The sequence below is a fragment of the Lacihabitans lacunae genome (assembly GCF_042649125.1).
In the GTDB taxonomy this organism is placed as follows: domain Bacteria; phylum Bacteroidota; class Bacteroidia; order Cytophagales; family Spirosomataceae; genus Leadbetterella; species Leadbetterella lacunae.
Genome location: NZ_JBHRYQ010000001.1, coordinates 171,076 through 183,842, shown reverse-complemented (window position 1 = coordinate 183,842; position 12,767 = coordinate 171,076). Strand labels below are relative to the sequence as shown.

General features: G+C 37.3%; 9 protein-coding genes. 5 read left to right on the top strand and 4 right to left on the bottom strand.

The window, feature by feature from the left end; translation table 11 throughout:
• The first annotated feature begins 148 nt into the window (after nt 1-148).
• A complete protein-coding gene (locus ACFOOI_RS00665; protein ID WP_379833807.1) occupies nt 149-2,761 on the top strand; it encodes a penicillin-binding protein 1A in 2,613 nt (870 codons plus the stop codon).
• 54 nt (nt 2,762-2,815) lie between these two features.
• Here ACFOOI_RS00665 and ACFOOI_RS00660 read toward each other — a convergent pair whose 3' ends face one another.
• Genes ACFOOI_RS00660 through ACFOOI_RS00650 form a run of 3 tightly spaced genes read right to left on the bottom strand, consistent with a single transcriptional unit; the run spans nt 2,816 to nt 6,409 of the window.
• The gene (locus tag ACFOOI_RS00660; RefSeq protein ID WP_379833804.1) at nt 2,816-3,517 is read right to left on the bottom strand and encodes an SAM-dependent methyltransferase; all 702 of its coding nucleotides are present in this window, start codon (nt 3,515-3,517) and stop codon (nt 2,816-2,818) included.
• Nucleotides 3,518-3,527: 10 nt separating this feature from the next.
• Entirely contained in the window at nt 3,528-5,756 is a 2,229-nt protein-coding gene (locus ACFOOI_RS00655; RefSeq protein WP_379833802.1) for a DUF5916 domain-containing protein, read from the bottom strand.
• A complete protein-coding gene (locus ACFOOI_RS00650) occupies nt 5,753-6,409 on the bottom strand; it encodes an HAD family hydrolase (RefSeq protein WP_379833799.1) in 657 nt (218 codons plus the stop codon). Before ACFOOI_RS00650 ends, ACFOOI_RS00655 begins: the two co-directional genes overlap by 4 nt.
• 241 nt (nt 6,410-6,650) lie before the next feature.
• Here ACFOOI_RS00650 and uvrA point away from each other — a divergent pair, with 241 nt between their 5' ends.
• The 3 genes from uvrA to ACFOOI_RS00635 are packed head-to-tail and all read left to right on the top strand — an operon-like array spanning nt 6,651 to nt 10,679.
• A complete protein-coding gene (gene uvrA / locus ACFOOI_RS00645; RefSeq protein WP_379833796.1) occupies nt 6,651-9,494 on the top strand; it encodes an excinuclease ABC subunit UvrA in 2,844 nt (947 codons plus the stop codon).
• 5 nt (nt 9,495-9,499) lie between these two features.
• Entirely contained in the window at nt 9,500-10,060 is a 561-nt protein-coding gene (locus tag ACFOOI_RS00640) for a hypothetical protein (RefSeq protein WP_379833794.1), read from the top strand.
• Nucleotides 10,047-10,679, top strand: a complete 633-nt coding sequence (locus tag ACFOOI_RS00635; RefSeq protein WP_379833791.1) for a carotenoid biosynthesis protein — start codon at nt 10,047-10,049, stop codon at nt 10,677-10,679. Before ACFOOI_RS00640 ends, ACFOOI_RS00635 begins: the two co-directional genes overlap by 14 nt.
• A 62-nt stretch (nt 10,680-10,741) precedes the next feature.
• Here the strand turns inward: ACFOOI_RS00635 and mgrA are convergent, their stop codons facing one another.
• Complete coding sequence (gene mgrA / locus ACFOOI_RS00630; RefSeq protein ID WP_379833789.1) at nt 10,742-11,737, bottom strand: L-glyceraldehyde 3-phosphate reductase; 996 nt, start codon at nt 11,735-11,737, stop codon at nt 10,742-10,744.
• 197 nt (nt 11,738-11,934) lie between these two features.
• Between mgrA and ACFOOI_RS00625 the strand changes: the two genes are divergently transcribed.
• On the top strand, nt 11,935-12,759 hold the full coding sequence (locus tag ACFOOI_RS00625) for an amidohydrolase family protein (protein WP_379833786.1): 825 nt from the start codon (nt 11,935-11,937) through the stop codon (nt 12,757-12,759).
• Nucleotides 12,760-12,767 lie beyond the last annotated feature (8 nt).

Below are 12,767 nucleotides of genomic sequence, written 5' to 3'. Positions count from 1 at the left end.
TTCAAAATTGTGGCTTTTTAGCCATTCCAATAGGTATATTTAATTTTTTTTAAGTAAAAATAATACCTGAGTACTATAATTATTTCGGATATAGAACATTAGTATTGAAAAGAATCATATTTTTGCAACTACATTATAAACAAAATCGATGTTGGAGACTTTAAAAGTCATTTTAGCGAAAGTATCGCAGTTTCTTAAGTTAGTTTGGTCAAAATTAGGCTTTGTTGGCAAGTTCTTAACTTTGTTTCTTCATTACATTTTTGGGAGAGCCAAAGTCAATAGATTTTATGATTTTGTCGGAAGCATTAGAGACAAAGTAAACGAAACCTTATTTAGCCATTTAGACACTACTGGCAAAAACTACAAACTGCTATACACCATGTATGCATGGTTTTACAGACTTGTTTTTGGTGTATTAATCTTTTTGTTTTTAATAAAAACGAACTTCCTTTGGCTTACTGGCGGTATGCCGAGTATAAAACAATTGCAAAATCCAAAATTGTCGCAAGCATCTACCATTTACTCAGCAGATGGAGTAGTAATTGGAAAATATTTCGCTGAAAATAGATCTCCTGTAGACAGTTCAGAGATCTCACCTTGGGTATTTAAAGCACTTATTTCAACTGAAGACAAACGTTTTTTTGAGCACTCAGGCATTGATTTACGTCGTATGGCAAGTGTTGCGGTCGGAATTTTGACCGGAAAAAGAGATAACGGTGGTGGAAGTACAATATCACAACAAGTAGCTAAAAACCTCTATAATATTCGTAAAAAAGAAATGAAAGGTTTGTTTTACCACATTCCTTTGCTTTCAACTCTAACGTATAAAACCAAGGAGTGGCTTACTGCCATAGAACTTGAAAAAAGATTTACAAAAGGAGAAATAGCCACGCTTTATCTCAACACTGTGGATTTTGGAGATAACGCTTACGGAATAAAAACTGCCGCAAAAACTTATTTCAATAAAACACCTGATAAACTTACGGTTTCAGAGGCGTCGGTGCTAGTAGGGCTTCAAAAAGCCACAACCTATTACAACCCGCGAAGAAACCCAGAAAACTCTAAAAAGAGAAGAAATACCGTATTGCAGCGACTAGTTCAGGCAGGGCACCTAGACGCCAAAGAAGCAGAAAAACTTCAAGTTGAAGACATTAAACTTGACCTTTATATTGAGGAACAAAATGACGGACAAGGAAACTACTTTAAAGTAGCTTTATCTAAGTTTATAGAAAAATGGGCGGAGAAAAATGACATGGATGTGGACCTTTACCGCGACGGTCTAAAAATCTACACCACCATAGACAGCCGCATGCAAACATACGCCGAAGGTGCAGTAGAGCAACACCTCAGAATGCTACAAAAGGAATTTGATAACCAATGGAAAGACAAAAACCCATGGACATATCAAAACGGAGATGAGATTCCAGGATTTATCGATACTGTGGCTAAGCGTACCAATATTTATAAAAAACTTGCCGTTAAGTATAATAACAATGTTGATTCTATCAATAAAGAAATGAATAAACCTATCCCAATGAAGTTATTCAGTTGGGAAGGAGAAAAGAAAGTCAACATGAGCCCAATGGACTCAATCAGGTACTATAAACGTTTCTTGCAAGCTGGTATGATGGCTTTTGACCCGTATTCGGGCTTTATTAAATCGTGGGTTGGTGGCGTTAATTTTGACCACTTCAAATACGACCACGTAAAACAAGCAAGACGCCAACCTGGCTCAGTTTTTAAGCCAATTTTATATACTGCGGCTATAGATGGAAAACTCAACCTTAGTCCCTGCGATAAAAGACAGGATGTAAAACAAGAAGTTAAATGGACAGAAAATGGTGTTGAAAAGCTTTGGGAACCTAAAAATGCAAATGGCAAGTTTTCGAATAGTAACCTAACGCTGAGGTCGGCACTAGCAAGAAGTATAAACAGCGTGGCGGTTCAACTTACCCTTGAAATGCTGCCTTCGTACTTGGTAGAATACGCCAGAAAAATGGGTATTACTTCAAAACTTGAGCCAGTAGCTTCGCTGGGCTTAGGAACTTCTGACGTGTCACTATATGAAATGGTAGCCGCCTACGGAATTTTCTTAAACGAAGGACTATATAAAGAACCTATTTTCGTTTTCAAAATAGAGGATAATTCGGGAAGAACGATATTTGAATTTGAACCCAAAACCAAGGAAGCAATTAAGCCTGAATCTGCTTACTTGATGCAATATATGCTTAGAGGAAACGTGGAAGAGGCTGGCGGAACTGGTAGAAGAATGTATAACTACGAACAGCTCTTTAGAAACGGAGGACAAGTAGCCGGTAAAACTGGCACTACTTCAAACAACTCTGACGCCTGGTATATTGGTTTTACCAAAGACTTAGTTTGCGGTGTTTGGGTAGGAGGTGACGACCGAAGTATTCACTTTAAAGGTGGCTTGGGCGAAGGCAGCAAGTCTGCTTTACCTATTTTCGGAATCTTTATGAACAATGTTTATAAAGATAAAAGTCTCGACTATACGGCAGGGCCATTCCCGAAACCTAGCATTAAAATAGAAAAAGACTACCTTAGCTGTTACAGCTCAAGCGGTGAAGGCGAGGTCACCTCCGATAGTTTAACTGCCGGCACTAGCTTATTAGACTCACTAGAAAAATATAGAACCCGATTAGGTTCAGATACCACTCTAAATATAGATAGGCTTCGAAAAATTAGACCAAAGGTGGATACTGCAAGAATGAATCTAAAAAATAACGAAATCAAAATATAATAAAAAATCCTCCTTTCGGAGGCTTTTTTATTGGATTTAGATCCGAAAATTATATCAATACAGTAAAAATATCGCTGGTCTTTTATGCAAATCTGGCAATATATTACGCCTCCAAGACTCTACACTTTTAGACTCAAAATATTCGGTTGGAGCTGTAATATCACACGCTATACATAGTCTAGTATGGGGATTTAAAATTTTTAGGAGCGATGCCAACATTTGATTGTTTCTGTAAGGTGTCTCCATAAAGATCTGCGTTTGCTTATTTTTGAAACCTTCATTTTCCAGAGCTTTTATCTTCTTATTTCGCTCATCTTCTTTTATTGGCAAATAACCGTGAAACGCAAAAGACTGCCCATTAAAACCGGAAGCCATCAAGGCTAGAAGTATCGAATTGGGCCCCATAAGCGGCTCTACGGGTACACGTAGCTGATGAGCAACTTCTACTACCAAAGCACCCGGATCTGCTACTCCAGCACATCCAGCTTCCGATATCACTCCGATGGGCTCATTTATCTGGCTCATTAAATCAAACAAATACTCGAAATTTGTTTTTTGATCTACTTCATAAAAAGTCAAATCATCTATTACGATACCCTTTTTTAGAGACGACAAAAACCTACGTGTGGTCTTTACATTTTCTACAAAAAAGACTTTTAGTGTACTGAGCAAATCAATGGCGTAGGGAGTTAACACTTTTGAGTGTGTATCTTCTGCCAGGAGCATGGGCAATAAATATACTTTAGCGGTATTCATTTTGTTTTATTTAAATACTAAACCAATAGTTTAGCTTTGCAAAGACACCTCTACTTTTAGGCATCCAAATTTCGGTATTGTAATTGTCCGTGTAAACCAAGAAGAAATCAGAGACTGGAGCAAATCTCCATTGAATACGCGAATTTACATTTAAGTTATTAAACTGACTATTGTATTGTACATAACTGGTCCAAAACAGTTTTTTGTTTAAAGTCAAATCGAGGTTTGGCCCCACTATAAAAATTTTGTTTTGACCCTTAGAAAGTCTAATGTCATTGTAACTATAATTCAAAGTCAAAATGCCATAAGGCTGAAATCTCATATTTAAATTTCCTGAAACCGACTTTATATTTCCATCATAATATTGGCCAACCAAAGGATTTAACACCAATGAAACCTTTTGCCTCAAATCTGTAACCAAATTAGCCTCCATGTTATAATATGTAAATGAGCTTCCTTTTGTTAAAATAGGTAATTTTTTATTGCTTCTTAAGGCATCAAAATCAGAAAACAGATAGGTATAATTTTGATTAATTGAAACCAAAAGTTTACTGGTATTTTGCCAAACAAATAAACCAAATGGCCCTGCTTTTCTATCTGTAAGACCTATTTTGTTACTGTTATACTGGTCATATGCTAAGCCAAAACTGTATCGATTAAAAATGGATTCCTTCGGAAAAAAGTTAAACCCAACTGTAGGACTAATATGCCAAAAGTTCTTTCTTGGCACAAAACCTGCGTCCGCCACAAAGCCATCTCCAATGTAATCATGCGACCACTTGAAAATAAACTTTTTAGTAGAATAATTTATAACACCACCATGTGCATATGAATCTGCTGGTGTATTGTTTTCAAAAGATTTATGATAGAAAAGCTTCCCTTGCCATTCGTTATTTTTGGAGGTTAAGTTGTACTCCAACCCTCCTACTCTATTAAACAGATTCCCTTTGCCATCTACGGCAGAACCTGGGTTGAAGTTATTAACAAAAATGGCTGCAATGTTAGATCTATCAAACACTTTGCGTTGTAAAGCAAAAACGGAGTAATTAACTGCGTCAATACTTTTAGCTTCATCTTTTGCTGTTTGGGTATTTAATATTCCTATTCGCCAATTGTCGTCAATTTTTCCGCTTAAGCGTGCTCCATAGTTCATCCTACTTTGAACAGACAAACCAGAAACCGAATCGACAGAAATACCTATTTTTCGTGAGAAAAATGGCGAAAATAGCTGATTCCCAACTACCAAAGTACCTGTAGAGGGCACAAATGGATTAGTAATTACGCTACCAAAACCAGAAAACAAATCGGCATTTTCGAGAAAAAACTGCCTTTGCTCGGGCAAATTAATATCAAACCGGGTCAAGTTAACCACCTGCTTATCAACTGCCACATTGGAAAAATCAGGATTTACCGTCAAATCCAAATTAAGCCCTGAAGTAATGGCTACTTTAGCATCTGCACCAATCCCAAACTTGGTACCTTCTCTTGGATTTTTGCTTTCAAAATCAGTGGCATTTCGTGCCGAAACATATGGAATAAACGCAATATTGGCTCCGTTTTTCCCCAATGGATACTCAAATTCAACCGCTTCTGTATATCCCAAATTCATTATGATTTGATTTTGAGAAGTCTGTATAGATGAGGAAGTTTCATTTGACTGGGAATCAAACCTGTATGTTTTAAAATTCCACTTTTGACTATTTTCTTTAAATCTTAATGTGCTAAAAGGAATGGCTAGTTCGGTATACCAAGCATTTTCGTCAAAACTTGACTCAGCCACCCATTTATTGTCCCAAAAAATATTCAAAAAACTATTGTCTGAAGCCCCGCCAAACATTAAACCCTCCCGCATTACACCATACGGATTGGTACCAAACAAAAAACCATTGGTGTGGTCATCAAATGTATCGATACAAAAAGTAATATTGTCGCTACCTCCAGCTCTAAAATCACGTTTAAATGAAGGCGTTATATATTTTGAGCCTTTTGAATACATTTTTGCTGCGATGTAAAGATTTTTTGAATCATACAAAATCTTCACTTCGGTGTCGTATGTGGCTTTGGCTTTGTCATCAGGAAAATATTGATAAAAATTTGAGATGGTTGCGGCATTTGCCCAAGCTGCTTCGTCAAGTTTACCATCAATTACAATGTCAGCATCTATTTTCTTTATTTTATATTGAGCAAAAAGACCAACATTGATTAAAAAAAAACATACAAAAAAATAGAGTTTTCTCATTTAAGAATGTCTTTTAGAGTTTCCACACTTATTTCGGAATAATCGTTGATGTAAAACGTGCACGGTGGCAATTCTTCTTTAGTGTGTGAACTCAAAACTCCTACTACCTGCATGCCGGCGTTTAGCCCTGCACTCACGCCTGAAAAGGAGTCTTCAAAAACAATACAATTCGCCGGGACAATACCCAAGTTTTGAGCAGAGGTTAAATATACTTCAGGGTCTGGCTTGTGTTTACTTACGTTTTCACTTGCCAATATGGATTCCATTTTCGGTTCAAAACCTAACCTACCCATAATTAACTCCAAATTTGCCTTGGGTGCCGAGGTGGCCACTCCAGTTTTAAAACCATGTGACTTAAGAGATTCTAAGAAAGGCAAAAAATGAGGGATAGTTTCGATATGATCAGCATATATGTCACGAAAAAGCGATTCTTTTTCAAATTCCATGTCTAAAAACTCTTGCCCTACTATTTCTCTTTTCAAAAAATGCTTTAGAATGTAACTGTTGCTTTTACCAAACATATGCTCGGCAAACTCCTCATAAGTAGGGTATAAATCTCGCTTCGCAAAAAACTGCTCAAAAGCCTTGGTATGAAATGGATTGGTGTGACATATAACCCCGTCCATGTCAAAAATAACTGCACTATTTTTCATAAATCAAAAATAGTATATAAAAACCAAAAGTTTCAGCATAACGCAAAAGCAATATTGGTTTTCTTAAAAAATATTAATAAATACTTCAATTTTTAATTACAAATAAACTCCGCGGCTTCAATCTGAATAAAATCAAGGTTTTAAAATCTAAACTTCCACACTTTGGAGGTATTCGGTTAAAACTAAATATTTATCTAAAAGAACACTACAAAAACAAACAAAAGAGGTTTAAATTTGTATTATGAAGATAGGCAAAATAGAAGCGGAAACATTGAATATAGAAAATCTAGACCCAAAGCAATACATTATCATCAAAGGAGCGAGAGTGAATAACCTCAAAAACATTGATGTAGCCATTAAAAGAAACTCTCTGACGGTAATTACCGGGCTTTCGGGGAGTGGAAAATCGTCGCTTGCCTTTGACACGCTTTATGCCGAAGGGCAGCGAATGTACGTAGAATCGCTTAGCTCTTACGCCCGTCAGTTTTTGGGTAGAATGGAAAAACCCGAGGTAGATTATATAAAAGGAATTTCGCCTGCCATAGCTATTGAACAAAAAGTAGGATCGAAAAACCCTCGCTCTACCGTAGGAACTACCACCGAAATATACGATTACCTCCGATTACTTTTTGCTAGAATTGGGGTTACCTATTCGCCAAAATCAGGCCATCCGGTAAAGAAAGACACCGTGACAGATATGGTAAATCAGATATTCAGTTATCCTGAAGGCACCAAAGTAATGATTTCGGCTCCGCTGAAATGTAAAGAAGACCGAAAAATAGCAGATGAATTAGACCTACTTCTCAAAAAAGGATTTAACCGAATACTGATAGATGGCGAAGTATGTTTGATTGAAGATGTTTTAGAAAACAGAAAAATCACAAAAGAAGAAATATTTATACTGATAGACCGAGCGGTTGTTCATTTTGACGATAAAAACGAACCTGACGAAGACACCCAATTCCGTATTTCAGACTCATTGCAAACTGCTTTTTTTGAAGGAGAAGGCGATTGTCAGGTCAAAGTTATGGCCGAAAGCGGAGCAGAAGTATTTAACTATTCTGACAGATTTGAACTTGACGGCATTCAATTCGAAGAGCCTTCTGTAAACCTTTTTACATTTAACAACCCATACGGTGCTTGCAAAAGATGTGAAGGCTTTGGATCTGTACTTGGCCTCGACCCTGACTTGGTATTTCCGGACAAAAACCTTTCGGTATTTGAGGGTGCTATAGCCCCATGGAGGTCAGAAAAAATGAACGAATGGTTGCTTCCTTTGGTAAGAAAAGGAATACGATTTGACTTTCCAATACACAGGGCTGTCAAAGACTTAACCGAAGAGCAATACCAACTACTTTGGACCGGAAATGAACACTTCAATGGCTTAGAAGAATTCTTTAAGTTTTTAGAAGAACAAACCTACAAAATCCAATACCGCGTGATGCTATCGAGGTATCGTGGCCGCACGGTTTGTCCCGACTGCAGAGGTTCTCGATTAAGAAAAGATGCGTCCTATGTTAAAGTGGGAGGCAAGTCTATCATTGACTTAGTTTTGTTGCCAATTTCTGAAGTTAGCGAATTCTTTAAAAGCTTAACATTAAACGTCTACGACGAAAAAGTAGCGAAGAGAATCCTGACTGAAATAACCAATAGGTTAGACTATATGGAAAGAGTTGGCTTGGGTTATTTAACCTTGAATCGTCTTTCTAACTCCCTTTCGGGTGGAGAAAGCCAAAGAATTCGCCTAGCAACTTCGCTTGGAAGTGCATTGGTGGGCTCTATGTATATTTTGGATGAGCCAAGTATTGGCCTTCACCCCAGAGATACCCAAAGGCTGGTTTCTGTACTTGAGTCGCTGAAAGCGATTGGCAATACGGTAATTGTAGTGGAGCATGAAGAAGAAGTCATGAAGGCAGCAGACCAGATAATTGACATTGGTCCTGAAGCAGGAAACCTAGGTGGTGAGTTGATTTTCCAAGGAGATTGGTTTGAAAAAGAAGCCCCTATAAAAAACAGTCATACGCTTGATTTTTTGACGGGCAGAGCCAAAATAGAAGTGCCAAAGCACAGAAGGAAATTCATGGATTTTATCTCCTTGAATGGAGCTCGTGAAAACAACCTCAAAAACCTGAATGTAAAGATTCCGCTTGGTGTGCTTACAGCAGTAACGGGCGTAAGTGGCTCAGGAAAATCGACTTTAATCAGAAAAGTTTTGTATCCGGCTATATCAAAACTCAAAGGTGACTTTGGCGATGACGTTGGTAAATACGATGACATTACAGGCAGCTTGTCTAGAATCTCTCAAATAGAGATGGTAGACCAAAATCCGATAGGAAAGTCAAGCCGCTCAAACCCAATAACCTACATAAAAGCCTACGACACCATAAGGGCCTTGATGTCAGAACAACCTTTATCGAAAACTAGAGATTACAAGCCTGCCCATTTCTCGTTTAACGTAGACGGCGGCCGCTGCGAAGCGTGTCAAGGTGAAGGCCACCAAACCATAGAAATGCAGTTTATGGCAGACGTTAAATTGACTTGCGAAAGCTGCCAAGGTAAAAGGTTTAAAAAAGAGATATTAGAGGTTAAGTTTCATGAAAAAGACATTTCCGAAATATTGGACATGACGGTAGATGAAGCCATCGACTTTTTCAGAACAAATCAACCCAAGTTAGCAGACAAAATCTTACCACTTCAGGAGGTAGGATTAGGTTATATAAGACTCGGACAGGCGTCTAACACACTTTCTGGTGGTGAAGCACAAAGGGTCAAACTGGCGTTTTTCTTAGGAAAAGGAAACTCAGACAAAGGCAAAACCTTGTTCATTTTTGATGAACCTACTACTGGTTTACACTTTCATGACATCAAAAAACTATTGAAGGCCCTAAACGCCCTCGTAGACCAAGGAGACACAGTTATTGTGATTGAACACAACATGGAAGTCATAAAATGTGCCGACTGGGTGATAGACTTAGGGCCAGACGGTGGCGACAAAGGCGGCTACATTTGTTTCGAAGGAAAACCAGAAGACATGGTGAAAATATCAGGAAACTATACGGCTGATTTTCTGAAAGAAAAAATGTAACAGGCATGAAAACTCCTTTGGTTTTTAAAATTTCACTGATCTTAGTATTTGCACTTCGATTGTTGAAATTAAACAAAAAAGAAAAAGCTCAAAGGATAAAGAAACAATGTATAGATTTAAGTCAACTACCTGACTTAAAAGCACATAATAACGAAATAGAAGGTGACGCTTTTCTGAGAATAAAGCTATTTTTCAGAAAAGAAATAAAAGAGAAAGTAACTGAAAGCCAATCAAACTACCTTTATTTTTTGGCTTATATTTTATTGAAATATAAAGAAAAAGGAAGCTATTTTAAGCTATTTTGGCATGCATCAGATGTTGTGCCAGCTATTTATCAATCGCTTGTTTTGTTGGGTTTGGAGCAAGAACGTAAGCTTTTTGAAATGGCTTTAAAAGAAATATCTGAAGTAGATTTTAATAAAATACTAAATGGAAAAACAGCCCAAATAGATCCTGAGGCTTTTTTGCCCGACCCAATCAAAAATGAAGGAATTCTTAAAGAATTGGACAAAACATTTAATCTAAAAAAATACTGTGAGGCGGTAATCGCTTATGAAAAACACTAAACCACTTTCGTATTTACTTGGGTCCATGTATTTGGCAGGAATAATAGGACTAAGTTTCGAGAAAACCGAAGCTTTTTTTCAACTCATTACGCCTTTCCATTTATTGAGCGTCTGTTTTTTCTTGATTTACACACATGAAAAAATAAACTCCCGTTTTCAAATATTTTCACTTGTAATAAGCCTTTTGGGCTACTTAATAGAAGTAGCGGGAGTAAATACGGGCTTGATTTTCGGACATTACACGTATTTGACAACGCTCGGACCCAACGTTTTCGGAACTCCTCCAATGATTGGCATTAATTGGTTTATTATGATTTACACTACCGGAATGTTGGTTTTAAGTCTGCAAATCGAAAATATTTACTTAAAATCTGCACTAGGAGCAGCCTTCATGACTCTTTTTGACCTAATAGCAGAACCCGTGGCCATAGCACAAAACATGTGGAATTGGCAAAACGATACTCCGCCAGTTCAAAACTATGTTGCTTGGTTTTTGATAAGCTTTGTACTTTTGTTGTACTTTTTTAAGCAAAATTTCCAAACTCCTAATCGCCTTGCCAAAACAGTTTGGATATACCAATGGCTGTTTTTTGGGATATTATTTTTAAAACTTATATAAAAAAGGCTCCTTAAAGATAAATTCAAGGAGCCTTTTTCATGTGTAAGCGTTTTTTTTTTTTATTATTTCAAAATTTCATCTATCTGTTTTAACTCTTCCGCAGAGAAAACATAATTTTCGGTGCTTTTGATACAATCAATAACTTGAGCAGGCTTACTTGCACCTATCAACACAGAGCTAACCCTCGGGTCTTTCATAATCCACGAAAGGGCCATTTGAGCAAGATTTTGACCTCTACTTTCTGCTATAGCATTTAGTTTTTGTACTTTATCCAATACTTGGGGTGTGATTCTATCTCCTTCTACGGCTCCATTTCCTCTACCACTCGCCGCACGTGAGTCTTGCGGAATCCCCTTCAGGTACTTATTGGTTAGTAAGCCCTGGGCCAAAGGAGAAAAAGGAATACAGCCAACGCCATTGTCACCCAAAACATCCATGAGGCCACCTTCTACCCATCTTTCAAACATCGAGTATTTCGGCTGATGAATTAAACATGGAGTGCCAAGTTCTTTCAGAATTTTAAACGCCGCTGTAGACTCTTCGGCACTGTAGCTCGATATGCCCACATACAAAGCTTTTCCTTGCCTTACCATCAAATCTAGAGCACCCATAGTCTCTTCCAAAGGCGTTTCGGGATCTGGTCTATGATGATAAAAAATATCTACGTAATCGAGCCCCATTCTTTTTAAACTTTGGTCTAAACTGGCTACCAAATACTTTTTTGAACCAAAATCACCATAAGGACCGGGCCACATACCATAACCGGCTTTCGAGGAAATAATTAGCTCGTCTCTATAAGCCTTAAAGTCTTGCTTAAACAAATACCCAAAGTTCTCTTCGGCAGTTCCAGCAGGCGGTCCATAGTTATTGGCCAAATCGAAATGTGTGATGCCGTTATCAAATGCAGTTCTTAAAATCTCTCTCGAGGTTTCAATATTATCGATATTACCAAAGTTATGCCAAAGGCCCAACGATATAGCAGGCAGTTTTAAACCACTTTTCCCACATCTTCTGTACTCCATTTTGTCATATCTCGACTCACTTGCTTTATAGACCATAATTTATACTTTATAAGGTTGACTAATTTTTATTTTACAAAAATACACTCTTTTTCTTTCTCATTTTTAATCTAAATACAAATTAGGAATTTAAAGCCTTGACATCTGTTTTATCATTAATTTAAAAGTTTCCTTGATTTCCTATAAAAAGTATCGGTTTTTCCATTATATTGAAAATTAAATAAAACCTTAAAATAATGAAAATAGACGCACACCAGCATTTTTGGACTTACGACGAAGAGAACTATGATTGGATAGATGAATCAATGTCTGCCATTCGAAAAAACTACCTACCAAAGGACCTCGCTCCTATTTTAGTAGAAAACAAAATTGATGGTTGCGTATTGGTTCAGGTGAACCAGACCGAAAAAGAAACCTTAGATTTTGCAGCACATGCAAAAAAACACGATTTTATCAAAGGCGTGGTAGGTTGGACAGACTTGATGTCGGAAGAATTAGACGAAAAACTTCAGGAATACAAAAAGATTCCAAGTGTTAAAGGTTTTAGACATATTTTACAAGGAGAGCCAGAAGGCTTTATGCTTCAGGAAGAATTCATTAAGGGTGTAAACAAGCTAAGTGAATATGGCTTCACATATGATGTTTTGATTTTCCCAATCCAAATGAAAGAGGCAAAGCAGCTCATGAAAGCTTGTCCAGAAACTAACTTTGTGATTGACCATATGGCAAAACCATATGTAAAAACAGGTCAAATATTGCCTTGGGCTAACTACATGCAGAAATACGGAGAGATGCCAAATGTAACCTGCAAATTATCAGGAATGGTAACAGAAGCTAACTGGGAATATTGGGAAAAAGAAGATTTCTTTATCTATTTAGATACCGCTCTACAGTCATTTGGGATTGACAGACTAATGTATGGTTCAGATTGGCCCGTTTGTTTGGTGGCCGCAACTTATGAAAAACAACTGGGGATAGTTCAAGAATATTTTTCGAAACTAAGCCAAAACGAACAAAATAAAATATTTGGTGACAACGCTGTCAAGTTTTACAACCTTTAAAATTACAA

Excerpts from the sequence above, each read along its gene's own strand:
- ACFOOI_RS00640 (WP_379833794.1), top strand. The coding sequence starts at position 9,500 with ATGAAAACTCCTTTGGTTTTTAAAATTTCACTGATCTTAGTATTTGCA.
- ACFOOI_RS00655 (WP_379833802.1), bottom strand. The coding sequence starts at position 5,756 with ATGAGAAAACTCTATTTTTTTGTATGTTTTTTTTTAATCAATGTTGGT.
- ACFOOI_RS00635 (WP_379833791.1), top strand. The coding sequence starts at position 10,047 with ATGAAAAACACTAAACCACTTTCGTATTTACTTGGGTCCATGTATTTG.
- ACFOOI_RS00650 (WP_379833799.1), bottom strand. The coding sequence starts at position 6,409 with ATGAAAAATAGTGCAGTTATTTTTGACATGGACGGGGTTATATGTCAC.
- uvrA (WP_379833796.1), top strand. The coding sequence starts at position 6,651 with ATGAAGATAGGCAAAATAGAAGCGGAAACATTGAATATAGAAAATCTA.
- ACFOOI_RS00660 (WP_379833804.1), bottom strand. The coding sequence starts at position 3,517 with ATGAATACCGCTAAAGTATATTTATTGCCCATGCTCCTGGCAGAAGAT.
- ACFOOI_RS00665 (WP_379833807.1), top strand. The coding sequence starts at position 149 with ATGTTGGAGACTTTAAAAGTCATTTTAGCGAAAGTATCGCAGTTTCTT.
- ACFOOI_RS00625 (WP_379833786.1), top strand. The coding sequence starts at position 11,935 with ATGAAAATAGACGCACACCAGCATTTTTGGACTTACGACGAAGAGAAC.
- mgrA (WP_379833789.1), bottom strand. The coding sequence starts at position 11,737 with ATGGTCTATAAAGCAAGTGAGTCGAGATATGACAAAATGGAGTACAGA.